The sequence below is a fragment of the Phyllobacterium sophorae genome (assembly GCF_003010965.1).
GTDB lineage: Bacteria > Pseudomonadota > Alphaproteobacteria > Rhizobiales > Rhizobiaceae > Phyllobacterium > Phyllobacterium sophorae.
The window spans coordinates 533098-556480 of sequence record NZ_PGGM01000001.1 but is presented as its reverse complement, the minus strand read 5'-3'; the positions used below and the strand labels follow the sequence as shown (position 1 = coordinate 556480).

Below are 23383 nucleotides of genomic sequence, written 5' to 3'. Positions count from 1 at the left end.
GCACAAGTGCCCAATCAGGCCGAGGTTTCGATGAGCCGTACGTCGGCATCGGCACAAATCTGCCGGATTGCCGCGCTTTCGCAGCGATCGGTTATAAAAGTGTGGACCTGCGAGAGATGGCCGATGCGCACGGGCGCCGTGCGCTCGAATTTGGTCGAGTCAGAAACGAGGATCACATGGCGCGCATTGGCCATGATGGCTTGGGCAACCTTCACTTCGCGAAAATCGAAATCGAGCAGAGCCCCGTCGCTGTCGATGGCAGAGGTGCCGATCACCGCGAAATCCACTTTGAACTGGCGAATGAAATCCACTGCGGCTTCGCCGACAATACCTCCATCGGAGCCACGAACCACGCCACCTGCGATGACCACTTCAATGTCGGGGTAAATACGTAACTTATTGGCAACATTAATATTATTTGTGATAATCATCAGGCCTTTGCGATCAAGCAAGGCTTGCCCCACCGCCTCGGTGGTGGTGCCAATGTTGACGAAGAGCGAAGCGTTATCCGGAATGAGATTGGCGGCCGCGCGGCCGATCGCCTCCTTCTCACCTGCCGCGATGAGCCGGCGCGCCTCATATTCGAGATTTTGCACTCCGGAAGGAAACAGCGCACCGCCATGAATGCGGGTAAGCAGGCGCTGGTCGCACAGATCGTTCAGATCCTTGCGAATGGTCTGCGGCGTCAAATTGAAGTGAACGGCGAGATCGTCAACGAGGACGCGGCCATGTTCCTTGGCCATCTCCAGAATTTCGGCATGTCTGGGGGGCAGAAACATCGTGTCAACTTTCATTTTCGTTTTCTGTGACGCCATTCGAAAACGAAAATGAACTTATGTCAATCGGCGCAAAAGCGAAAATGAACCACTCTGACCTATGCGGTCGCACCTTCGATGATTTCATAACCGGTATTGATGATGGTCTTTTCCTCGGGGCGCTCACGGCTTTCGAGCAATTTTTCAGCTGCCGTCTTGCCGATGAGAAAGCGCTTCGACAGGATCGTCGACAACGGCATGGACATCGCCTGCCCGATATCCAGCCCATTGAAGCCGAATATTCCAAGCTGCTGCTTCACGGTAATCCCGACATGCATGCAGTGGAAAATTCCGCCCATCGCCATGTCATCGTTCGGAAACACCACCACGTCGAGACCGGGCTCGGTCGCGAGAAGAATCTCCAGCGAATCACGCCCCGCCATAGTCGAGCTTGGGCCCGGATGACGATGCTCGGCAACCAGCGAGAGCCCGGCCTCACGCAGCGACGTGCAAAGTCCCTCGTAACGGGCGGTGGCGCGATCATCGAAGACGACACTATGCCCGGCATAGCCGAAGCGGCGATAGCCACGCTGGATGAGGTGCCGGCCGGTGTCATAGCCAGCCTGGCGGTGCGACATGCCAACAGCAATATCAACGGGATCACCGTCAATATCCATGAGTTCGGCAACGCGGAACCTCCCATGCTCCAGATGGCGGCGGGCCGTCGGTGTATGGTGAAGCCCGGCGAGGATGATCGCTGCTGGCTGCCAGGCTAGAAATGAGACAAGAATGCGCTCTTCGACCAGCGGATCATAGTCGGTCACGCCGATCACGGGCTGAAACGCCGTTTGCGTGAGAGCGGTATGAATGCCTCGCAACACATCCGGAAAAACGATATTGGAGAGCGAGGGCAAAAGAACGCTCATCAATGTGGAGCCGGCAGAAGCGAGGCTGCCTGCTGCGCGGTTTGGAATATAGCCGAGTTCTGCAATGGCGTTCAGCACGCGTGTGCGGGTTGCATCGGCAATCGGCCCCTGGGCACGGACGACGCGCGACGCAGTAATCTCACTCACGCCTGCCAGCCGGGCGACGTCGGCCAAGGTCGGCATGTCGGGACTTCGATGAGCGTTGCGTTTGCGCGACATGGCCTCCCGATCCAGTGCGGCTGAAAGAATAATGACAGCGCTACCATAAAACGCTTGATGAATGCTAGTCATTATGCATAACTTTATGACAGCGCTGTCATAGGTTGGTTTTGATAGCGCCCATAAGCCTGAGGAGAGGCTTGCAGGGAGGTCTATCGCATATGCATGTGCTCGTTATCGGTGCAGCCGGAATGGTTGGCCGCAAATTGCTGGACAAAATTGCCGCTGAGCCTGGTTTACTGGGTGCAGACATCGACAAGCTGACGCTGGTCGATGTGATTGAACCCGCGGCGCCCACCGCGTTCTCCAGCATTTCCGTATCCAGAGCGGCAGACCTTTCCGACGCCGGGGTCGCTGACTCGCTGATCTCCAGCCGCCCGGACATGATCTTCCATCTGGCGGCCATTGTTTCCGGGGAAGCCGAAGCCGACTTCGAAAAAGGCTACAAGGTAAATCTCGACGGCACACGTGCCTTGTTCGAAGCGATCCGTCTGGAGAGCAATAAGGCCCCCTACCGGCCGCGCGTGGTATTCGCCTCATCAATTGCCGTGTTTGGCACGCCGTTCCCCGACAAGATCGGCGACGAGTTCTTCACAACGCCACTGACCAGCTACGGCACGCAGAAGGCAATCTCCGAACTTCTGCTATCCGACTATAGCCGCCGCGGCTTCTTCAACGGAATCGGCATTCGCCTGCCGACAATCTGCATTCGCCCCGGCAAGCCTAACAAGGCGGCCTCGGGCTTCTTCTCGAACATCCTGCGTGAGCCGTTGGCCGGACAGGAAGCCGTGCTGCCCGTGGACGAAAATGTTCGCCATTGGTTTGCCAGCCCGCGCTCGGCCGTCGGGTTCTTCATTCATGCAGCAACGCTTGACCTCGACAAGGTGGGCCCGCGGCGCAATCTGTCCATGCCGGGCCTCTCTGCACTGGTCGGCGAGGAGATTGCCGCCCTGAAGCGCGTCGCCGGTGAAAAAGCAGTCAAGCTGATCCGCCGCGAACCGGATCCGACGATCCAGAAGATCGTGGCAGGCTGGGCGACAGATTTCGACACGGCACGCGCAACAGAGCTTGGCTTTAGGGCCGAAACGGCTTTTGATGACATCATCAAGGCGCATATTGAAGACGAACTTGGCGGAAACGTTCCAGCATGACCAAAGAAGATTCAGGCAGGGGCAAGATTGCATTGGTGACCGGCGGCGGCACCGGCATCGGCAAGGCAATTACCAGCGCCTTGCTCGGAGCGGGCTATACGGTCGTGATCTCTGGCCGGCGCAGGGACGTTCTCGATGAGGCAGCGAGGGCACTCGCCGGCGAGACAAGGGGCACGGTCAAGGCAATCACTGCCGATGTGAGTGATCCGGACTCGGTTGCAGCGCTGTTCGAGGCGATCAAATCCGAATTCGGACGGCTTGACCTGCTCGTCAACAATGCAGGGGTCAATGTACCGAACATCCCGATGGAAGAACTTACGTTCGATCATTGGAACGCTATCGTAGGCGCCAATCTGACCGGTGTCTTCCTCTGCACGCAGCAGGCCATGAAACTGATGAAGGCACAATCGCCACGCGGCGGGCGCATCATCAATAATGGTTCGATTTCGGCACAGACACCGCGCCCGTATTCCGCGCCATATACGGCGACGAAACATGCAGTTACCGGTCTCACCAAATCAACCGCGCTGGATGGCAGGCCATTCGACATTGCCTGCGGCCAGATCGACATCGGCAATGCGACGACCGAGATGACATCGAAGATGGCGGCTGGCGTGCTCCAGGCGAATGGCGAGACCGCGAGCGAGCCGACAATTCCGGCGCACTACATCGGCGATGCGGTGGTTCATATGGCCAGCCTGCCGCTTGAGGCAAATGTGCTGACCATGACGATCATGGCGACGAAAATGCCGCTGGTCGGACGAGGATAGAAGGATTTGGACGAGGCTTTGGGAGAAGCATCGTCATGACAATTTGAGAGGAACAGGCATGGCATCTGTCGAATTCGCCGATGTACGAAAATCATTCGGAACGCATCCGGTAATCAAGGGCGTCGATATCGAAATTGCCGATGGCGAATTCGTCATTCTCGTCGGCCCGTCCGGCTGCGGCAAGTCCACGCTGCTGCGCATGCTGGCCGGGCTGGAGAATATTTCCGCCGGCGAGATTCGCATCGGCGGCCAGGTGGTCAACGGCCTTGCACCCAAGGAACGCGACATCGCGATGGTGTTCCAGAACTATGCGCTCTATCCGCACATGACCGTCGCGGACAACATGGCCTTCTCGCTGACGCTGAAGGGTGCACCCAAATCCGAGATCGACAAACGGGTAAAACCAGCGGCGGAGATTCTCGGGCTCACGCATCTCCTCGACCGCTTTCCACGTCAGCTTTCCGGCGGTCAACGCCAGCGTGTGGCCATGGGCCGTGCTATCGTGCGCGATCCGCAAGTCTTCCTGTTCGATGAACCCCTGTCAAACCTTGACGCCAAGCTGCGTGTTGCCATGCGTGCCGAGATCAAGGAATTGCATCAGCGGTTGAAGACCACGACCGTCTATGTCACCCATGACCAGATCGAAGCCATGACCATGGCCGACAAGATCGTGGTCATGCATGATGGCCTTGTCGAGCAGATCGGTGCACCGCTGGAGCTCTACGACCAGCCAGCCAACCTCTTCGTGGCGAGCTTCATCGGTTCGCCAGCGATGAACATGATCAAGGGCAAGCTCGACCCGAACGACACCCAGAAATTCATCACCGACAATGGTGTGGTGCTGCCGGTTGCCAAGGCGCCGGAAAGCGCCAAGGGGCGCGCACTGATCTACGGACTGCGCCCAGAGCATATGACGATCGCAAATGGCGGCATACCGGCCGAGGTCGTGGTGATCGAGCCTACCGGCTCCGAGACGCAAATGATCATGCGGGTTGGCGGCGATTTGATTACGGGCGTGTTCCATCAGCGCATCAACGCCCGCCCAGACGAAATCGTCGGCCTCTCCATTCATGCGGAGGCGACATATCTGTTCGACGCGGAGACAGGCAAACGCCTGGTCTGAGACGTACCTAAGCCGCGCCTGCCAGTCGGGGAGCAGGTGCCGGTCATAAGATCCCCGACAACGGTTGGCCCAGAATGTGGGAGCATTTTGAAAAGAGGCCTGTGTCCATTCGGTCGTTATATGGAGGAGCATCAATGACTATCAACAGAAGACATCTTCTCGGCGCATCTGCCGGGCTCGTCGCCGCCGCCGGGCTCAACCGGTTCGGCCTTACCCCGGCTTTCGCGCAATCCGCGCCGGCCTATAAGCCGGAAGAGGGTGCAACCCTTCGCCTGTTGCGCTGGGTACCATTCGTTCCCGCGGAAGAGGCAGCGTGGCTGGCCAACACCAAGAAGTTTACCGATGCTACCGGCGTCCAGGTACGTATCGACAAGGAAAGCTGGGAGGACGTTCGCCCGAAAGCCGCCGTTGCCGCCAATGTAGGCTCGGGACCGGATATGGTCATGAGCTGGTTTGACGATCCGCAGCAATATCCGGACAAGCTCGTCGACGTGACTGAGCTTGGCGAATATCTCGGCAAGGCGAATGGCGGCTGGTATCCGGGTCTCGAAGGCTATGCAAAACGCGACGGCAAGTTCATCGCCGTGCCGCTCTGCGCTATCGGCAATGCTGTCGTCTATCGCGACAGCCATATGAAGGCCGCCGGCTTCAGCGAGTTCCCGAAAGATACAGCCGGCTTCCTCGAACTGTGCAAGGCGATGCATGCCAAGGGTACGCCTGCAGGCTTCCCGCATGGCAAGGCGGTTGGCGACGGCAACAATTATGCGCATTGGCTGCTGTGGAGCCATGGTGGCAAGATGGTCGATGAAAGCGGCAAGGTGGTGATCAACAGCCCCGAGACGCTGGCATCGGTCAAATACGCGCAAGAACTCTACAAGACCTTCATTCCGGGCACGGAAAGCTGGCAGGACGTCAACAACAACCGCGCCTTCCTTGCCGGACAGGTGTCACTGACCGCCAATGGTGTTTCGGTATATTACGCTGCCAAGAAGGATCCAGCCATGGCTGCGATCGCTGAGGATATGCGTTCGACAAACCTGCCGATCGGCCCGGTTGGCCAGTCGGTCGAACTGCACCAGACTTCCACAATCTCCATCTTCAAGCACACAAAATATCCGGAAGCAGCCAAGGCTTACCTGCAGTTCATGTATCAGGCAGAAAACATGAATGCGTGGATCGAAGGCGCCAGCGCTTATTGCTGCCAGCCTTTGAAAGCATTTGCTGACAATCCGGTGTGGAAGTCGGACCCCATCCACGCAGCGTATGCCAAGGCCTCGAGCACCCTGCGTCCCAACGGTTACGCTGGCCCGCTCGGCGCAGCCTCGGCCGGTGTCATGGCCGACTACGTTCTGGTCGACATGTACGCTACAGCCGTGACCGGTCAGATGACGGCGGAAGACGCCATCGCCCAGGCCGAAAAGCGGGCAAACCGCTACTACGCGGTATAAACCGAACAACTGGCCTTTCGCTGCCCTGGCGGCGGAAGGCCACCCAGCGCTAACGAAGCAACCGGAGATATCCGATGACAATGACGTCAACTGCGAAGCAGCCTTCGGCCTTCGGCAATATCGCCCGGAGCAACACTGCCGTCGGCCTGTTCTTCATGCTGCCAGCTGCAGTTTTCCTGCTGTGCTTTCTGACCTACCCGCTCGGACTTGGGGTTTGGCTCGGCTTTACCGATGCGACAATTGGCAGGGATGGCATTTTCATCGGGCTGGAAAACTACCAGGCGCTTGCCCGCGATTCTGTTTTCTGGATGGCGGTTTACAACACCGTATTCTACACGCTCATCGCTTCGATCCTTAAATTCGGCTTCGGCCTGTGGCTGGCGCTCATTCTCAACGAGCACCTGCCGTTCAAGTCGTTCTTTCGCGCCATCATCCTGCTGCCGTGGGTCGTTCCGACCGTGCTGTCGGCACTCGCCTTCTGGTGGATCTACGACGCACAGTTCTCGATCATTTCCTGGTCGCTGATGCAACTCGGCTGGATCGACGGCCCGATCAATTTTCTCGGCGACCCCAACAATGCGCGCGCTTCGGTGATCGCCGCCAATGTCTGGCGCGGTATTCCCTTCGTTGCCATCTCGCTGCTCGCCGGTTTGCAGACCATTCCGCAATCGCTGCACGAGGCCGCATCGCTGGATGGCGCGACCGGCTGGCAGCGTTTCCGCTTCATCACCCTGCCAATGCTGACGCCGATCATCGCCGTGGTAATGACGTTCTCGGTATTGTTCACCTTTACCGATTTCCAGCTGATCTATGTGCTGACCAAGGGCGGACCGGTCAACGCCACACACCTGATGGCAACATTGTCGTTCCAGCGCGGCATACCCGGGGGCCAGCTTGGCGAAGGCGCCGCAATCGCCGTCGCAATGATCCCCTTCCTGCTTGCCTCGATCCTGTTCTCATTTTTCGGCCTGCAACGCCGCAAATGGCAACAGGGCGGACAAGACTGAGCGCGGCGAGGAGGAGAATTACAATGAGCATTTCCGAACAGACCACCACCCAGCCGCTCACCGACGACGCGCAGGGCATGAGCTATCTCAACCGGCTGCCAAGGCGGATCGTCGTCCTCTACCTTCCGCTCGCCGTCTTCGTCTTCGTTCTGCTGTTCCCGTTCTACTGGATGGCGATCACGGCCGTGAAGCCGAATTCGCAGTTGACCGACTACAGCAATTACAGCCCGTTCTGGGTGGTGCAGCCGACGCTCGATCATATCAAATATCTCCTGTTCGAAACCTCCTATCCTGGCTGGCTCTGGAACACCCTTGTCGTTGCCGTCTGCGCAACCGTGCTGTCGCTTGCAGCCTCGGTCTTTGCCGCCTACGCCATCGAGCGCGTGCGCTTCTCCGGGTCGCGGCCCGTCGGCCTCTTGATCTTCCTGGCCTATCTGGTGCCTCCGTCGATCCTGTTCATCCCACTGGCGGTCATCGTCTTCAAGTTCGGGATGTATGACAGCAAGCTGGCATTGATCTTCACCTACCCGACCTTCCTCATTCCGTTTTGCACCTGGCTTCTGATGGGTTACTTCCGCTCTATCCCGTTCGAGCTGGAAGAGAGCGCCCTGGTCGACGGCGCATCGCGCTGGCAGATCCTCATCCGGATCATATTGCCGCTGGCGGTGCCAGGATTGATCTCGGCCGGCATTTTTGCCTTCACTTTGTCGTGGAATGAGTTCATCTATGCACTGACCTTCATCCAATCCTCGGAAAACAAGACTGTCCCGGTCGGCGTCCTGACGGAACTGGTGCGAGGGGATGTCTTCGAGTGGGGTTCACTGATGGCAGGTGCGCTATTTGGATCGCTTCCTGTCGTCATTCTCTACTCGTTCTTTGTCGATTATTACGTTTCTTCCATGACCGGCGCGGTCAAGGAATAGCTGGAGTTTCCATTCGATGACCACCACCAAAGCCCCGAAAAAGCTGCGCTCGCAGGAATGGTTCGACAATCCTGACAATCCGGGGATGACGGCGCTCTATTTGGAGCGCTATCTGAATTACGGCCTGACGCGGGAAGAATTGCAGTCTGGCAAGCCGATCATCGGTATCGCGCAGACCGGCTCCGATCTTTCTCCATGCAACCGGCACCACATCGAACTCGCCAAGCGCGTGCGCGACGGCATCATTGCGGCAGGCGGCATTCCCTTCGAGTTTCCGGTGCATCCGATCCAGGAGACCGGCAAGCGCCCCGGTGCCGCGCTCGACCGCAATCTCGCCTATCTCGGCCTGGTGGAGGTGCTGTTCGGCTATCCGCTCGACGGCGTTGTGCTGACCATCGGCTGCGACAAGACCACGCCCGCCATGCTCATGGGCGCAGCAACCGTCAATATCCCGGCGATCGCGCTTTCGGTCGGCCCGATGCTCAATGGCTGGCATCGCGGCGAACGCACCGGTTCCGGTACGATCGTATGGAAATCGCGCGAGAAGCTTTCCTCGGGCGAAATCAACTATGACGAGTTCATGGACATCGTCGCGTCTTCGGCGCCCTCTGTCGGCTATTGCAACACAATGGGCACGGCGACCACGATGAATTCGCTGGCCGAAGCGCTTGGCATGGAACTGCCGGGCGGCGCGGCTATTCCTGCGCCCTATCGTGAACGCGGACAAACGGCCTATGACACCGGCAAGCGCATCGTTGACATGGTACGCGAAGACCTGAAGCCATCCGATATCATGACGCGCGCGGCCTTCGAGAACGCGATCGTCATCAACTCGGCCATTGGCGGTTCGACCAATGCGCCGATCCATCTGAATGCAATTGCCCGCCATCTCGACATTCCGCTCGACAATGATGATTGGCAGGCGATCGGCCACGACGTGCCGCTGCTGGTCAATCTGCAGCCCGCCGGCGAGTATCTCGGCGAGGACTATCATCGGGCTGGCGGGGTACCTGCCGTGGTTGCCGAACTGATGAAGGCGCGCAAATTGCCGCATCCGGGCGCCTTGACCGTCAATGGCAAGAGCATCGGTGCGAACTGCGAGAATGCGGAAAATTTCAACACCGACGTCATCAAACCCTATGATGCGCCGCTGAAAAGACAAGCCGGGTTCATCAACCTGAAAGGCAACCTCTTCGACAGCGCCATCATGAAGACCAGCGTGATCTCCGAAGAGTTTCGCGCGCGATATCTCTCGAACCCGGACGATCCCGAGGCTTTCGAAGGCATTGCCGAAGTCTTCGACGGACCGGAAGACTATCATCACCGCATCGACGATCCGAACCTTGCGCTCGACGAGAACAGTATTTTGATCATGCGCGGCACCGGACCGATCGGCTACCCAGGCGCTGCGGAAGTCGTCAACATGCAGCCTCCGGCATACCTGCTGAAGAAAGGCATCCATGCCCTGCCCTGTCTTGGCGACGGGCGCCAGTCAGGCACTTCCGGATCGCCTTCCATCCTCAACGCCTCTCCGGAGGCGGCGGTCAATGGCGGGCTGGCACTCGTGAAGTCCGGGGATCACCTGCGTATCGACCTGCGAAAGGGAACGGCCAATATCCTGATCGACGACGAGGAACTGCAGAAGCGCAAGGACGACCTGATCGCCGCGGGCGGCTATAAATACCCGGCCAGCCAGACGCCATGGCAGGCAATCCAGCGCGGCATGGTCGGACAGCTGGACGAAGGCATGGTCCTGAAGCCCGCAGTCGAGTTCCAGCGCATCGCGCAGACGAAGGGATTGCCGCGCGACAATCATTGATCTGCCACGGGAGGAACGGAAGCAGCATGGCGAATTCCATAAGACGCTATGAGGGGCGGCACGCGGTCATAACCGGGGGCGCCTCGGGCATTGGCTTCAAGACGGCGGAGCGGATCGTGTCGGAAGGCGGCACGGTCAGCCTCTGGGATGTCGATGCGGAAAAGATCGATGAGGCTAAGAAGGCGCTCGGTGCCGCGGCGCATGGCGTGAGGCTCGATGTCTCCGATCCGGACCAAGTGGCGAATGCCGCACAGGAAACGGCGAAGGCATTCGGCAAGATCGATGTGCTGGTCTGCTCTGCCGGTATCACGGGACCCAATGCAAAGGTCGCCGATTATCCAATCGACCAGTGGAAGCGTGTCTTCGACATCAATGTGAACGGACTGTTCTATTGCAATCGCTTCGTCGTGCCCATCATGCAGAAGAACGGCTATGGCCGCATCGTCAATGTCGCGTCGATCGCTGGCAAGGAAGGCAACCCCAACGCCTCTGCCTATAGCGCATCGAAAGCTGCGGTGATCGGCCTTACAAAATCGCTGGGCAAGGAACTTGCAAACGATGGCATCACCGTCAACGCGATCACCCCTGCCACGGTCGATACACCGATCCTTCAGCAGTTGCAGCCGTCATTCATCGATTACATGCTCTCGAAGATCCCGATGCAGCGCTTCGGCAAGGTTGAAGAGCTTGCGTCGCTGATCACCTGGATCGCCAGCGAGGAATGCTCGTTCACGACCGGCGCCGTCTTCGACATTTCCGGTGGCCGTGCCACCTACTGATTCCAAGCTAGAAAGGTTATTCCATGAAACTGTTGCGCTATGGTCCTGCCGGTCAGGAAAAGCCCGGTCTTGTCGACAAGGACGGCCAGGTACGTGATCTGTCTGCCCATGTGAAGGACATTGCCGGCGAGGCGATTTCTCCGGAGGGGTTGAAGAAACTCGCGGCTATCGACGCAGCTTCGCTGCCATTGGTCAACGTGACCCGCTACGGACCCTGCGTGGCGGGGACCGGCAAGTTCATCTGCATCGGCCTCAATTACTCCGACCATGCGGCGGAAACCGGGGCCAAGGTTCCGCCGGAACCAATCATCTTCATGAAGGCTACATCGGCCATCGTCGGCCCGAACGACAATGTCGAAATCCCACGGGAGTCGCTGAAGACTGACTGGGAAGTCGAACTCGGCGTGGTTATCGGCAAGCATGCGAAATATGTTAGCGAAGACAAGGCGCTGGACCATGTAGCGGGCTATTGCCTGATCAATGACGTGTCCGAACGCGCCTTCCAGGCAGAACGTCAGGGCCAGTGGACCAAGGGCAAGAGCTGCGACACCTTTGGTCCGACCGGACCCTGGCTGGTGACCAAGGACGAGATCGCGGATCCGCAGAACCTGAAGATGTGGCTCGAGGTGAATGGCCACCGCTATCAGAACGGCACATCCGCGACGATGGTCTACGGCGTCAAATATCTCGTTTCGTACCTGTCGCAATTCATGAGCCTGCATCCCGGCGACATCATCTCCACCGGCACGCCGCCCGGCGTCGGCCTTGGCCAGAAGCCCAACGTATTCTTGAAGGCAGGCGATGTGATTACCCTCGGCATTGAAGGCCTGGGCGAGCAGCGCCAGGAAGTTGTGCAAGGGTGAGCTGACATCACTTCACGTCCGGTTATCCTCGGGTCAGCCCCGGGGGTGACCCGGCGCGTTCCATGCGAATCTCGGCATCCAGACTTTCAAGGTCTCGATAAATGGTGGCTGTAGCGAGAATGCGTCCGTCCTTCTTGTATTGCACGCTGCAGTCCCTCGCGTTGATGTCGCCATCGACGTCGATCTCCTGCCATTTTTCTGCGTGCCCCACGTAGTTGATCGGGACGTCGTAATGCTGGCTCCAAAAGAACGGCACCGAATCAAATTTTTCTTGCTGCCCCAGCATGTTACGTGCGGCGACCTGCCCTTGGCGTTGTGCGACGACCCAATGCTCGACCCTGATGTTTTCACCGGAATAGGGATCTGGCCAGCGCGCAATATCGCCCGCGGCATAAATTCCCGGCACGCTTGTTTCGAGGTGGGCGTTCACCACGACACCATCATCGATCGTGAGTCCTGCCTGCTCGGCCAATGCCAGGCGCGGTCGTACCCCAATGCCGGCAACGATGAAGTCAGCCTCGTACACGGCGCCGCTCCTGAGCCGGACTTTCGAGCCTTCGATTGCAACGACCGTATCTTCGAGATGAAAAATGACACCATGCTCCTCATGGAGTGCGCGGACGAAATCACCCATTTCCGGTCCGAGGACCCGCTCCATCGGCCGCTTGCCTGGAGCGACGACACGAACATCGATATTGCGGGCGCGCAGAGAAGCGGCGACCTCCAGTCCGATAAAGCTGGCGCCGATCACCACGGCACATCGGGCGCCTTGTGCCGCTGCAATTATGGCGCGGCAATCATCGAGGGTGCGGAGGGTATAAACATTCGGCTGATCCGCGCCGGGAATGGTCAGGCGCACAGGTTCCGCGCCAGTTGCCAACAGGAGCCGGTCATAGGCGATCTGGTCGCCGTTCGCGGTGACGACATTTCGCGCGCTGCTGTCGATCGAAGTCACTTCGGTTCGAAGGCGGAGATCGATTTTCATCCTGGTGTAGTATTTCTCGGACCGCAGCGGCACCCATTCTTCAGGGGCGCTGCCGGCGAGATAGTCCTTGGAGAGGTTTGGCCGGTCGACCGGTCCGGCGGTGTCCGCGCTCAACATGACAATACTGCCCTGGAAATCATGCCGTCGAAGCATTTCCGCCGCAGCGAACCCCGCCGCGCCGCCACCAATGATGACGATCTTTTCGGGCGCGGCCGTTCGGGATGCTGGCCGCATACCGCCAGGCTCGTCGCGTTTGTCCTCGACGAAGATATGGCCATCTCGCTGATCGACCCGCCAGCTGGACAGCGGGCTTATGGCGGGAGCCCGGAGCGCCTCCCCGCTGCGCAGGTCGAAGCAGGCGTGGTGCCAGGGGCAGCGCACAGTGTAGTCCTCCACCAGGCCATCAATGAGCGGACCGTGATAGTGGCTGCAAAAAGCGTCGATTGCTAAAATCTCATCGGCTATCTGCAGCAGGAGCACATCCTGTTTGCCGACATGACCGAGGAGCTTCCCTCCGTCGAGGGCAGAAACCGGAATGCCCTGGGTCAGGTCAGGGCCGCTGGGGGACGGGTTTTCGGTCATGGGTATCTCCTTCGATAAGCGAACAGACCGCAGGTCTGAAGGCGCAGCAGAAGATCAGGGCTCTATGGCCCCGCCATCATACGACCCGTCATCTTGGGATAAAAGAGGCAATAGCAACAGTCGAGCATGTACGGGTGGCTAGAACCCGAACGACTGCTGTGCCGGTGGTGGCGGCTCGACGTGAACACCTTCCAGTTCGAGCATGCGGGCCTTGGCGACGGAGCCACCTGGCGCCGAGAAACCGCCGACTTTGCCGCCGGCCGCCAACACGCGGTGGCAGGGGATGATCAAGGGCACCGGGTTCCTGGCCATCGCCTGGCCGACGTCGCGTGCCGCTTCCGGTCCAGCGCCCAGTTGCTTTGCCAACGCGCCATAGGTGGTCGTATGGCCCCAATCGAGACGCCGCGCCGCCGCATAGATCTGTTCAAAGAACGCGTCCTGTTCACCCAAGTCGAGCTTGAATGCAGAAAAATCCGTTTCCTCGCCGTCGAAATAGCGCCTCACGGCAGCGACGGCTTCCACAATTTCTGCGGTGGGAGTGGCAGGTTCGGCCCCAGGCAGCCGGCGCAACAAATTACGCTCCGTCGCTTCCTCACTCCTTGTCGGCAGCTGGAACTGCGTGATGCCGACGCTGTTCCAGGCGATGGCGCAAAAGCCGCCAGCGGTCTCGAAGACAGAATAGTGATGCATTGCCTGGCCCATCGCTTGGCCCTCACGTTTGATCCGCCATGAGAATCGTGCAGCCGGGCCGGAAATTCAACCCGATTCTTGCACCATGCGGAGCAAACAGCGATTCGATTTACTTTGGCGGCGAATCATCGATGAAAACACCTGCACGCTGGGCGGCCTTGACAAAAGCCTGCCTCGCCTTTGCAGGCGTCATCCACCCTTCGAGAGCATCACGATTGATGCGGACGGCGCGCTTGTATTCAAGGCCGTCCTGTTGCGGCCATTGATTCTTCAAGCACTCCAGCGCCTCCCATGCGGAGGCGACAAACCGCAGACCCATAGCGCCAACACTGACCCTTACCGGCGATGAAAATGTCTTGTCGCTCATGACGCCCCCTCCCGTTCGTTCTGCCCCCGAACGCGGCACGCAGAGGTTCGCCAAAACCGCGCCGATGATAATGGCGGGTTATTGTCCGCAGCTGTCCGCCGGAATAGTATCCCGCCAAAAGCAGGACCTGAAACCGTATTCGAAGAAATGATGTCGGTATGACCGGAACGTGAAAGCATAGTTGAACTCCTCAAAGAGAATTGCGAACTATGTTTCCTCCTTATACCCCATTCTTTTTTGTTTGCTGTTCAGGGCTGTCCAAACGATCTCAGATTTGAGTTGGAACTGCAATACCCAATTCGGCGCACATGCCGCATCTCTACGTCGATGCAGGCCCCGTTCGGCGCAGCAGGGTCAGCCAAAAGGAGGTCGTCCAGCTCGTCAGCCCGGAAAAAGGCACGACAGCTTCACGGCAATCGGCCGGCCGGGCGAGCGCACCGCCTGCATTACCTGCTTGCGCGATTGCGCAGACCATTGCCATTCGACCGGTGGTACTCTTATGGTTTCGGCGAGAACGCGGCTATCATTGCTTCGCACGTTTGCTTCAGCCGCTGCTGAGGACCGTTGGAACCAACGCTCTGGCGGCAGACACGCGCGCCTTCGGCGAGAAGCACAAGCGCATCCGCCAGCCGCTCGTGCTGTTCGATCCCCGCCCTGCGGCAGAGATCGCTCAAACGCTCCATATGCGCTTTCTTTGCTTCCATAATCACCTTATGGGCAGGATGGCTGGCTTCTTTCAGTTCGACGGCTGCATTGGCCAGATCGCAGCCGTGCGGGTCATCAAAGACGCCTTCGGCCGCTTGCTGCACCCAGCCATGCAACTGACCCATGGGGTCTTGCGGATAGGCATTTTCCAGATCACGCCAAGTCTGCTCGCCCCGTGCGGAAACCTGTCTAAGGCATTCGCACACCAGATCGTCTTTCGATCCGAAGTGACGATAGAGCGTCATCTTGTTGGAATCCGCGGCGTCCGCGATCGCATCGACACCTATTCCCTTGATACCGTGCTGGCGGAAAAGCTCGATGGCGCTTGTAATGATCCGGTCGCGCGGAGGCACACGTCGATCGCTACATTCCGCGATACCAATCGCGGCATCACCAGGATTCGACATTTTCTGGGTAAGGGTGCTTGACATGAATGTTACCGTCCAGTAACTATTGGCCTGTTACTTACCGGTAACACGCATTTGGCTCGGGTGTCAATTCTGACCGGACATTCTGACCGAAGCCGCCAAAGCCTATCCACTTATTCTTGGGCCCACGCCCTCATACCTGTCGAGAAGGAGAGCATCATGCCACAGACATATGCCGATCTTAGCATTTCCGAGGTACTTTCGGATCCCATGATCAACGCCGTCATGCGCGCTGATCATGTAACCCGTCGCGATCTCGAGCTCCTTCTCAAAACTGCAGCCCGGGAAAACTTCGAAACCGCACCCTCCCGGGACTGGGGACAATCGCTTCAAGCCTTGAAGCATAACGGCGTTCTTTCCCTTGCCGGCCGTGCCCGTGCGGCCTGCTGCGAAGGGGCGGCATAAAAATCTTCGGGAACAGGCGCCCGTGGAGCGCCTGTTCCCGGTTCACCGGGAGGGAAGTTTCCAGGCAGCCCGCATGTAAACCCTCGTTTTCCCGAGCGTTATCACGTCTGCCGCGTACCATATGCCCCAGCTGTTGGCGTCGAGATAATAATGGCTTCACCCGCCGCCAGCGTTGTCTGCGCACAGCCAGCCAAGTCTTCGATCCCACCATCAGCCCTCCGCACAGCGTTTTTACCGAATTCCCCGGCTTCACCACCGGAAAGACCATGCGGCCGGATGGTTCTGTGCGACGACAGGATGGCGCAGTCCATCTCCTCGAGGAATCTTATCGTACGGATCGTGCCATTGCCGGCCGCAAATTCGCCCTTCGCGCCAGAATCGGAGCGGATATGAAAGTCCTCCAAAAGGACGGGATAACGGGTTTCGAGAATCTCCGGATCAGTCAGCCGCGAATTCGTCATATGGACATGAACCGCATCCGTCCCGGCAAATCCGCGTCCGTCATTATAGCGGCCCGCCGGTGAACCTGAACAGATCGTCTCGTAATACTGGTAGGTCGCATTGCCGAAGGTGAGGTTGTTCATGGTTCCCTGGCTCGCGGCCATCGCACCAAGCGCGCCGAAGAGGGCGTTGGTGACATGCTGGCTCGTCTCCACGTTACCGGCAACGACAGCCGCCGGATAGACCGGCCTTAGCATAGACCCCTCCGGAACGATTATACGGATGGGCCGGAGGCATCCGGCATTCATCGGAATCGCACTTTCGACCATCACGCGGAAGACGTAGAGAACGGCAGCGCGTGTTACTGGCTCCGGTGCGTTGAAATTGTTCTTCTGCTGCGGGCTGGTGCCGGTGAAATCAACCGTCGCTTCACGCTTCCGGCGGTCAACTGACAACCTGACCCTGATGACGCTGCCTTGGTCGGTCGCGTATTCGAAAGAGGAATCGCTCAGCGTCGCGATCAGCCGCCGCACGCTTTCCTCCGCGTTGTCCTGCACGTGGCCCATATAGGCCGTGACCACGTCGAGGCCGAACTGGTTGATCATCTTGCGCATTTCGTGCACGCCCTTTTCATTGGCGGCGATCTGCGCCCTGAGATCGGCGATGTTCTGGGCGACGTTTCGGGCAGGATAGGGATGATGGGTCAGGAGACCAGCGATCTTTGCTTCGTCGAAGCGTCCGCGGTCGACGAGGAGCACATTATCCAGCAGGACGCCCTCCTCGTCGACGCTTGTCGCCAATGGCGTCATCGAACCCGGCGCCGTTCCGCCAACATCGGCATGATGACCACGCGACGCGACGTAGAAGAGGATATGCGTACCCGCGTCATCGAATACCGGGGTGACGACCGTGATATCCGGGAGGTGGGTGCCGCCATTATATGGTGCGTTGAGCGCAAAGACATCGCCCGGCCGGATGCGGCCGTGATTGGCGGAAATGACGGTTTCGACCGACCGGTCCATGGAGCCGAGGTGCACCGGCATATGAGGTGCGTTCGCCACGAGCGCGCCATTCGCATCGAAAACCGCGCAGGAAAAATCAAGCCGCTCCTTGATGTTTACCGACGACGCCGTGTTCTGGAGCGTGACGCCCATCTGCTCGGCAATGGACATGAAGAGATTGTTGAAGACTTCGAGCAGCACCGGATCGGCCTCCGTCCCGATCGCCTTTCCACGTTCGAACGCACGTATGCGGCGAAGAACTACATGATTGAATCCGGTGATCTCAAACGCCCATCCATCTTCCACGATGATCGTCTGATGCGGCTCCGCCACCAGTGCCGGACCGGTGACCGTTGCACCGGCACGCAGATCCTTGCGGAGAAACACCGGCGCGTCGTGCCATTTGCCACCGGAGAAGAAGCGCGTACTGCGCGAAGACTGCGGTGGCGAGGTGTCGAGTGGCAGGCTCGGCTCAGCTGAATCGGCACCGCCGCCGATCGCTTCGATCTCATAAGCCTCGAAGATTATCTCACGGCCTTCGAACACGAAGCCAAACTGTTTCCGGTGCGCCGTCTCGAAATCCCTCGTCATCGTCGTGACGTCGGATACGGTAATCGGGATCGTCGTGTCCGTTCCGCCGTAGCGGATGTGGGCGCGGTGAATGATCGCGATCTCCGGATCAGGAACGCCCTGGGTCCGCAGTTCAGCGACAACAGCCTCCGTCAGCTCGTCCGTCAACGGCTGAAGCGTTGCAAGGGCGCGTTCAAGCGGATCGGAGATCGTGCGCTGTCGCGTGGCGCGGATATCCGCGAGCCCCATGCCATAGGCGGACAAAATGCCGGAAAACGGATGAATGAGGACCGTCGATATGCCCAGCGCATCCGCGGTCAGGCAGGCATGCTGTCCCCCGGCACCCCCGAAGGAAGTCAGTACATAGTCGGTCACGTCGTAACCGCGCTGAACACTGATCTTCTTGACGGCATTCGCCATGTTCTCGACGGCGATCGCGAGGAAACCGTCGGCGACCTCTTCCGCCGTGCGTCCATCGCCAATCGCCAATGCAAGTTCCTCGAAAGCGGCCCGAACGGAGACGGCGTCCAGCTGCTCATTCCGGTCCGGGCCAAAAATGGAGGGAAATAGTGCCGGATCGAGCTTGCCAAGCATGACATTGGCGTCGGTGACAGTCAGCGGTCCGCCACGGCGGTATGCCTTCGGACCGGGATTGGCGCCGGCAGAATCGGGCCCGACACGAAAGCGGCCGTTGTCAAAGTGGAGGATGGAGCCGCCACCCGCTGCAACCGTGTGTATCGACATCATCGGAGCGCGCATCCTGACACCGGCTACTTCCGTCTCGAAGGAGCGCTCGAGTTCGCCGTCAAAATGCGAGACATCGGTAGAGGTGCCGCCCATGTCAAAACCGATCACTTTGCCGAAGCCGGCGAGCCTGGAGGTTTCGACAGCGCCGACCACTCCACCCGCGGGTCCGGAAAGGATTGCGTCTTTTCCCTGGAAAAGCTGCGCCGCGGTGAGGCCACCCGAAGACTGCATGAACATCAGCTTTGCCCCGTTCTCGCCGTCCGCGCCCAGTGCGCCTGCCACCTGCTCGACGTAACGGCGCAAAATGGGCGAGAGATAGGCGTCGACGACGGTCGTGTCCCCGCGTCCGACGAGCTTGATCAATGGCGAAACCTGATGGCTGACCGAGACCTGTGTGAAACCGGCCTCGCGGGCGAGGCTGGCCGCAATCCTCTCATGATCGGGGTAGCGGAAGGCATGCATGAAGACGATGGCGACAGAACGCAGGCCCAAAGCGAAATGCCGTTCGAGTTCGGCGCGGATGGCACCGGGATCAACAGCTATCTCCACGGTGCTGTCTGCGCGTACGCGTTCATCGATTTCCGCAACGGCGCTGTAGAGGAGCTCCGGCTTGATGATTTCCTTGGCAAAGATGTCCGCGCGCGCCTGATATCCGATTTCAAGTGCATCGCGGAAGCCGCGCGTGATCAGCAGCAGCGTCGGTTCCCCCTTGCGTTCGAGGAGTGCATTCGTCGCGACGGTAGTTCCCATTTTTACTGTGTCGACGGAGCCCGGTGCAATGCTCTCCTCTGGCAACAGCCCCATAAGTTCGCGGATCCCCTGAACTGCGGCATCACGATAAGCTTCCGGATTTTCGGACAGAAGCTTGTGCGCAACAAGCGTACCATCCGGCTGCCGGGCGACAACATCCGTGAACGTGCCGCCGCGATCTATCCAGAAATCCCATTTTCCGTTTGCCATGACCGTTGTTCCACCTTCCAGAAATTGCAGCCTGCGGTTGCCCTGACGTCAACAAAAACATTTTGTCGATAAAACGTCAATGATTAGTTGACAAGAAAATGCCTCCTAATGCATCATGCTTACAGAATGGGCAAGGCGACAGAGAACGCCACCCGGCAACCGGCAACCGAGGGGAGCCGAACAATGTACACATTGGTCATGCGGAGGGCAGCATATGTCCTCTGAGACTTCACGCAGCGCCGCTTCGGTGACGATTGTGCGCAAACTTCTCGATGGCCTCTATCTCTGGTCCGGCTACCTGGCCGGCGCCTTCCTGATCGCCATTTTCCTTATCATGCTGGCCCTGTCCGCCGGACGGCCTCTTGGCATCGATCTGCCGGCGGCCGACGATTTTGCCTCCTGGTGCATGGCGGCCACGGCGTTTCTCGGACTGGCGCACACATTCCGCTCCGGTGAGATCATCCGCGTCGGGCTGCTGATCGATCGATTCAGTGGACGCACGCGGCAGGCGATCGAGATAGTCTGCCTTCTGATCGGGTTGGCCTCGACACTCTATTTCGCCTGGCACGCGGTGCAGATGACGAGTTTTTCCTGGCGCTTCAACGATCTGTCTCAGGGTGTGATAGCGGTCCCTCTCTGGATACCGCAACTCGGATTCGCCGGCGGGCTGGTGGTCCTTGCGATCGCCTTCATCGACGAACTGATCCACGTGCTCCTCGGCGGCGCCCCGCGCTATGAGAGACCGCCGGCGGAAACCCCCGAGGAGATCATCGAACGCGCCATGCAGAGCGGAGCGTAACACAATGGATACGCTTCAACTGGTTGAAATTGCCGGTGTTGTTCTGGTCGTCCTGCTTGCGCTGCTTGCCAGCGGCGTCTGGATCGGTATCGCACTCCTCGTCTGTGGCTGGATTGCCATGCTGTTCGTACCGGGCGGTATTCCTATCGGTTCGGTGCTTGCCACAAATTCGTGGAGCAACAGCGCCTCATGGAGTCTCGCAGCACTGCCGCTCTTCATCTGGATGGGCGAGATCCTGTTTCGTACGCGCCTCTCGGAAGAAATGTTCCGCGGCCTCGCGCCCTGGCTCGGCTGGCTGCCCGGACGGCTGATGCATGTAAATGTGATTGGTTGCGGACTTTTCGGCTCTATCTCCGGATCGTCGGCGGCGACGACCGCAATGATCGCCAAGATTGCTTTGCCCGAACTCAAGAAGCGCGGCTATGACGAGATGGTAAGTCTCGGTTCGCTGGCGGGCGCAGGGACGCTTGGTATTCTCATTCCGCCTTCGATCACCATGGTCGTATATGCCGTCGCGGCGAATGTTTCCATCATCCAGATATTCCTCGCGGGCTTCCTGCCGAGCGCCGTCGTCATGGTGCTCTACTCCGGCTATATCGCTATCTGGGCACTCATGAATCCGGACAAAATGCCCCCGGCACCACCAAAAATGACGTTGAAACAGAAGCTGAGCGAATCCGTCAACCTCATCCCGGTCATGCTGCTCATCGTACTCGTCTTCGCCACGCTGCTGCTTGGCTGGGCGACGGCAACCGAATGTGCCGCTTGGGGCGTGCTCGGCTCGCTGGGAATCGCGGCATGGTCGGGCACACTGACACGGAGCGCCTTCTGGGAGAGCGTCATGGGCGCGACCCGGCTCACCTGCATGATCATGCTGATCCTGACCGGCGCCGGCTTCATGTCGATCGCCATGGGCTATACGGGCATACCGAATGCGCTTGCCGCCTGGGTCGACAGTTTTCATCTCAGCCCTTATGCGCTGATCACTGTACTCACGATCATGTATATCCTGCTGGGCGCCGCACTCGACGGCCTCTCGATGATCGTGCTGACCACCGTCGTCGTCCTGCCGATGATTCAGCAAGCCGGCTTCGATCTCGTCTGGTTCGGCATCTTCCTGGTGCTGATCGTCGAAATGGCGGAGGTCTCGCCGCCGGTTGGCTTCAATCTTTTCGTTTTGCAAACCATGAGCGGGCGAGACAGTCTGACGGTGGCACGCGCGGCGCTGCCCTTCTTCTTTCTGCTCATGGCGACTGTCGCCATCATCACCATCTTCCCGGAAATCGTGATGGTTCTGCCGCGAATGGCATTCCCGGGATAATCAAAGGAGATAGGAAATGGGAACATCCACGCTCGCCGGTCTTGGCTTTGCTGCCGCGGCTTTGCTCGCAACCGCCGTACCCTCATTAGCGGAAACGCAATGGGTCCTGCCGTCGGCCTATCCACCGGCCAACTATCACGTACAGAATCTGACCCAGTTCGCCGCCGACGTGGATGCGGCCACGAAAGGCGAATTGAAGATTACCATTCACCCCAATGCGGCTCTGTTCAAAGCGCCGGATATCAAGCGGGCGGTGCAGACGAGCCAGGCCCAGGCTGGCGAAGTCCTGCTGTCATTGCACGAGAACGAAAATCCCGTCTTCGGTGTCGACGTGGTGCCCTTCCTCGCCACCAGCTTCGATCAGTCGAAGAAGCTCTGGGCCGCATCAAAGGAGACCGTGGCCGCCGCGCTGGATGCTCAAGGGTTGAAACTGCTTTATGCGACCCCCTGGCCGCCACAGGGCATTTTCACGAAGAAGGACCTGGTGACCGTCGCCGATATGAAGGGCCTCAAATGGCGCGCCTACAATGTCGGCACCTCGCGGATCGCCGAACTTGTCGGCGCTCAGCCAGTTACCATACAGGCAGCGGAATTGCCGCAGGCTCTTGCTACGGGGGTGGTCGACGGGCTCATGACATCGAGCGCCACCGGTGTCGACAGCAAGATCTGGGAGTCGCTGACCCACTATTATGATACGCAGGCCTGGATTCCGAAGAACGTGATCTTCGTCAACAAGGCGAGCTTCGAAGCTCTCGATCCGGCGGTGCAAACGGCGGTCCTGGAGGCAGCAGCCAACGCCGAGACGCGCGGCTGGGAGCTCGCGGCCGCAAAGACCGCAAGCTACATGGACCAGCTCAAGTCCAATGGCATGTCCGTCGAAGCACCGGGCGACGACTTGAAAAACGGACTCGGCGAAATAGGTTCCAAGCTCACCCAGGACTGGCTGACTAAGGCAGGCGACAAAGGTACCGCCATTCTGGATGCCTACAAGAAAATGTAATAGAGCGGAGAGCATTCAAACGCCGCCGGCCGGCGGCGTTTGAAAAAATCTGAATTCCGGCAGGAGAGGCTTGATCGTGGCAAGTGACGAAGAAACGCTCGGACCCATTGTTTCATCGGGGCATCTTGCGACGGGCGCCCTTCCCGCACTCTCTGAGATCGAGTTCGGCATGATCATGCTGAACCATGCTTTCAGCCGCTGGATGGTGCGCTGCATGGCGGCGGCAGGGGTTCCCGATCTCTCGCCGCTGGATGTTCTGGTCCTTCACAACATAAACAGTCGCGGCAAGCCGAAGACGCTCGCCGATATTTGCCTGGTCCTCAACATCGAAGACACGCATGTGGTCAACTATGCGCTGAAGAAACTGGAGCGATTGAAGCTGATCAAGGCCGGCAAACGCGGCAAGGAAAAACTGGTGATGGCCACAAGCGCGGGAGAGGCGGCCTGCGCGCGTTACGCGGCGATCCGGGAGGCACTCCTGGTCAAATCCGTGCTCGCCACGGAAGTTTCCGGCGAAACACTCTCGGTGATCGCAGCACGCATTCGCGCGCTTTCCGGCCATTACGACCAAGCCTGCCGGGCCGCTGCCTCGATGTAGC

Annotated in this window: 21 protein-coding genes; 14 read left to right on the top strand and 7 right to left on the bottom strand. The window is 59.1% G+C overall.

The features are described from left to right. Nucleotides 1–14: 14 nt before the first annotated feature. Together CU103_RS02730 and CU103_RS02725 are read right to left on the bottom strand one after the other, a co-directional pair. A complete protein-coding gene (locus CU103_RS02730) occupies nt 15–779 on the bottom strand; it encodes a DeoR/GlpR family DNA-binding transcription regulator (RefSeq protein WP_106662354.1) in 765 nt (254 codons plus the stop codon). Nucleotides 780–874: 95 nt separating this feature from the next. Then, nucleotides 875–1900 (bottom strand): LacI family DNA-binding transcriptional regulator, encoded by a 1026-nt coding sequence (locus CU103_RS02725; protein WP_106662353.1) that lies wholly within the window; start codon nt 1898–1900, stop codon nt 875–877. A gap of 161 nt (nt 1901–2061) precedes the next feature. Here CU103_RS02725 and denD point away from each other — a divergent pair, with 161 nt between their 5' ends. The 9 genes from denD to CU103_RS02680 all read left to right on the top strand — a co-directional run bounded on the left by denD (nt 2062) and on the right by CU103_RS02680 (nt 11783). Further along, a complete protein-coding gene (denD, locus tag CU103_RS02720; protein WP_106662352.1) occupies nt 2062–3051 on the top strand; it encodes a D-erythronate dehydrogenase in 990 nt (329 codons plus the stop codon). Further along, nucleotides 3048–3821, top strand: coding sequence for an SDR family oxidoreductase (locus CU103_RS02715; RefSeq protein ID WP_106662351.1), 774 nt, complete (start codon nt 3048–3050; stop codon nt 3819–3821). Before denD ends, CU103_RS02715 begins: the two co-directional genes overlap by 4 nt. A 58-nt stretch (nt 3822–3879) precedes the next feature. Further along, the gene (locus tag CU103_RS02710; protein WP_106662350.1) at nt 3880–4944 is read left to right on the top strand and encodes an ABC transporter ATP-binding protein; all 1065 of its coding nucleotides are present in this window, start codon (nt 3880–3882) and stop codon (nt 4942–4944) included. Between the two features lie 134 nt (nt 4945–5078). Beyond that, complete coding sequence (locus tag CU103_RS02705; RefSeq protein WP_106662349.1) at nt 5079–6392, top strand: ABC transporter substrate-binding protein; 1314 nt, start codon at nt 5079–5081, stop codon at nt 6390–6392. Nucleotides 6393–6547: 155 nt separating this feature from the next. Then, on the top strand, nt 6548–7399 hold the full coding sequence (locus tag CU103_RS02700; protein WP_410010364.1) for a carbohydrate ABC transporter permease: 852 nt from the start codon (nt 6548–6550) through the stop codon (nt 7397–7399). Nucleotides 7400–7422: 23 nt separating this feature from the next. Next, nucleotides 7423–8322, top strand: coding sequence for a carbohydrate ABC transporter permease (locus CU103_RS02695; RefSeq protein ID WP_106662347.1), 900 nt, complete (start codon nt 7423–7425; stop codon nt 8320–8322). A gap of 16 nt (nt 8323–8338) precedes the next feature. Continuing rightward, nucleotides 8339–10141, top strand: a complete 1803-nt coding sequence (locus CU103_RS02690; RefSeq protein ID WP_106662346.1) for an IlvD/Edd family dehydratase — start codon at nt 8339–8341, stop codon at nt 10139–10141. A gap of 26 nt (nt 10142–10167) precedes the next feature. Further along, nucleotides 10168–10920: an SDR family NAD(P)-dependent oxidoreductase gene (locus CU103_RS02685; RefSeq protein WP_106662345.1), complete on the top strand. Its 753-nt coding sequence runs from the start codon at nt 10168–10170 to the stop codon at nt 10918–10920. Nucleotides 10921–10943: 23 nt separating this feature from the next. After that, entirely contained in the window at nt 10944–11783 is an 840-nt protein-coding gene (locus CU103_RS02680; protein WP_106662344.1) for a fumarylacetoacetate hydrolase family protein, read from the top strand. A 22-nt stretch (nt 11784–11805) separates the two neighbouring features. Here the strand turns inward: CU103_RS02680 and CU103_RS02675 are convergent, their stop codons facing one another. From CU103_RS02675 to CU103_RS02660, 4 genes are all read right to left on the bottom strand, one after another. Further along, a complete protein-coding gene (locus tag CU103_RS02675; RefSeq protein ID WP_106662343.1) occupies nt 11806–13350 on the bottom strand; it encodes an FAD-dependent oxidoreductase in 1545 nt (514 codons plus the stop codon). Between the two features lie 138 nt (nt 13351–13488). Beyond that, nucleotides 13489–14052, bottom strand: coding sequence for a methylated-DNA--[protein]-cysteine S-methyltransferase (locus CU103_RS02670; protein ID WP_106662342.1), 564 nt, complete (start codon nt 14050–14052; stop codon nt 13489–13491). Nucleotides 14053–14149: 97 nt separating this feature from the next. Beyond that, on the bottom strand, nt 14150–14407 hold the full coding sequence (locus tag CU103_RS02665) for a DUF982 domain-containing protein (protein ID WP_106662341.1): 258 nt from the start codon (nt 14405–14407) through the stop codon (nt 14150–14152). Between the two features lie 497 nt (nt 14408–14904). After that, nucleotides 14905–15543 carry a TetR/AcrR family transcriptional regulator gene (locus tag CU103_RS02660; RefSeq protein WP_106662340.1) on the bottom strand — a complete coding sequence of 213 codons (639 nt, stop codon included), beginning with the start codon at nt 15541–15543 and terminating at the stop codon, nt 14905–14907. Between the two features lie 156 nt (nt 15544–15699). On the opposite strand from CU103_RS02660, the gene CU103_RS02655 reads away from it, so the two are divergent. Beyond that, complete coding sequence (locus CU103_RS02655; protein ID WP_106662339.1) at nt 15700–15945, top strand: hypothetical protein; 246 nt, start codon at nt 15700–15702, stop codon at nt 15943–15945. A gap of 101 nt (nt 15946–16046) precedes the next feature. On the opposite strand, the gene CU103_RS02650 is transcribed toward CU103_RS02655, so the two are convergent. After that, nucleotides 16047–19664: a hydantoinase B/oxoprolinase family protein gene (locus CU103_RS02650; RefSeq protein ID WP_106662338.1), complete on the bottom strand. Its 3618-nt coding sequence runs from the start codon at nt 19662–19664 to the stop codon at nt 16047–16049. Between the two features lie 214 nt (nt 19665–19878). Here CU103_RS02650 and CU103_RS02645 point away from each other — a divergent pair, with 214 nt between their 5' ends. The 4 genes from CU103_RS02645 (at nt 19879) to CU103_RS02630 (ending at nt 23382) form a co-directional block, all read left to right on the top strand. Then, on the top strand, nt 19879–20463 hold the full coding sequence (locus CU103_RS02645; protein WP_106662337.1) for a TRAP transporter small permease: 585 nt from the start codon (nt 19879–19881) through the stop codon (nt 20461–20463). A gap of 4 nt (nt 20464–20467) precedes the next feature. Next, nucleotides 20468–21784: a TRAP transporter large permease gene (locus CU103_RS02640; protein ID WP_106662336.1), complete on the top strand. Its 1317-nt coding sequence runs from the start codon at nt 20468–20470 to the stop codon at nt 21782–21784. Nucleotides 21785–21800: 16 nt separating this feature from the next. After that, nucleotides 21801–22784 (top strand): TRAP transporter substrate-binding protein, encoded by a 984-nt coding sequence (locus CU103_RS02635; protein ID WP_106662335.1) that lies wholly within the window; start codon nt 21801–21803, stop codon nt 22782–22784. A gap of 76 nt (nt 22785–22860) precedes the next feature. After that, a complete protein-coding gene (locus CU103_RS02630; protein WP_106662629.1) occupies nt 22861–23382 on the top strand; it encodes a winged helix DNA-binding protein in 522 nt (173 codons plus the stop codon). Nucleotide 23383: the final 1 nt, after the last annotated feature.

Bases quoted from the DNA above. Each gene is read 5' to 3' on its own strand.
- CU103_RS02730 (WP_106662354.1), bottom strand. From the start codon at position 779: ATGTTTCTGCCCCCCAGACATGCCGAAATTCTGGAGATGGCCAAGGAA.
- CU103_RS02725 (WP_106662353.1), bottom strand. From the start codon at position 1,900: ATGTCGCGCAAACGCAACGCTCATCGAAGTCCCGACATGCCGACCTTG.
- denD (WP_106662352.1), top strand. From the start codon at position 2,062: ATGCATGTGCTCGTTATCGGTGCAGCCGGAATGGTTGGCCGCAAATTG.
- CU103_RS02715 (WP_106662351.1), top strand. From the start codon at position 3,048: ATGACCAAAGAAGATTCAGGCAGGGGCAAGATTGCATTGGTGACCGGC.
- CU103_RS02710 (WP_106662350.1), top strand. From the start codon at position 3,880: ATGGCATCTGTCGAATTCGCCGATGTACGAAAATCATTCGGAACGCAT.
- CU103_RS02705 (WP_106662349.1), top strand. From the start codon at position 5,079: ATGACTATCAACAGAAGACATCTTCTCGGCGCATCTGCCGGGCTCGTC.
- CU103_RS02700 (WP_410010364.1), top strand. From the start codon at position 6,548: ATGCTGCCAGCTGCAGTTTTCCTGCTGTGCTTTCTGACCTACCCGCTC.
- CU103_RS02695 (WP_106662347.1), top strand. From the start codon at position 7,423: ATGAGCATTTCCGAACAGACCACCACCCAGCCGCTCACCGACGACGCG.
- CU103_RS02690 (WP_106662346.1), top strand. From the start codon at position 8,339: ATGACCACCACCAAAGCCCCGAAAAAGCTGCGCTCGCAGGAATGGTTC.
- CU103_RS02685 (WP_106662345.1), top strand. From the start codon at position 10,168: ATGGCGAATTCCATAAGACGCTATGAGGGGCGGCACGCGGTCATAACC.
- CU103_RS02680 (WP_106662344.1), top strand. From the start codon at position 10,944: ATGAAACTGTTGCGCTATGGTCCTGCCGGTCAGGAAAAGCCCGGTCTT.
- CU103_RS02675 (WP_106662343.1), bottom strand. From the start codon at position 13,350: ATGACCGAAAACCCGTCCCCCAGCGGCCCTGACCTGACCCAGGGCATT.
- CU103_RS02670 (WP_106662342.1), bottom strand. From the start codon at position 14,052: ATGGGCCAGGCAATGCATCACTATTCTGTCTTCGAGACCGCTGGCGGC.
- CU103_RS02665 (WP_106662341.1), bottom strand. From the start codon at position 14,407: ATGAGCGACAAGACATTTTCATCGCCGGTAAGGGTCAGTGTTGGCGCT.
- CU103_RS02660 (WP_106662340.1), bottom strand. From the start codon at position 15,543: ATGTCAAGCACCCTTACCCAGAAAATGTCGAATCCTGGTGATGCCGCG.
- CU103_RS02655 (WP_106662339.1), top strand. From the start codon at position 15,700: ATGCCACAGACATATGCCGATCTTAGCATTTCCGAGGTACTTTCGGAT.
- CU103_RS02650 (WP_106662338.1), bottom strand. From the start codon at position 19,664: ATGGCAAACGGAAAATGGGATTTCTGGATAGATCGCGGCGGCACGTTC.
- CU103_RS02645 (WP_106662337.1), top strand. From the start codon at position 19,879: ATGTCCTCTGAGACTTCACGCAGCGCCGCTTCGGTGACGATTGTGCGC.
- CU103_RS02640 (WP_106662336.1), top strand. From the start codon at position 20,468: ATGGATACGCTTCAACTGGTTGAAATTGCCGGTGTTGTTCTGGTCGTC.
- CU103_RS02635 (WP_106662335.1), top strand. From the start codon at position 21,801: ATGGGAACATCCACGCTCGCCGGTCTTGGCTTTGCTGCCGCGGCTTTG.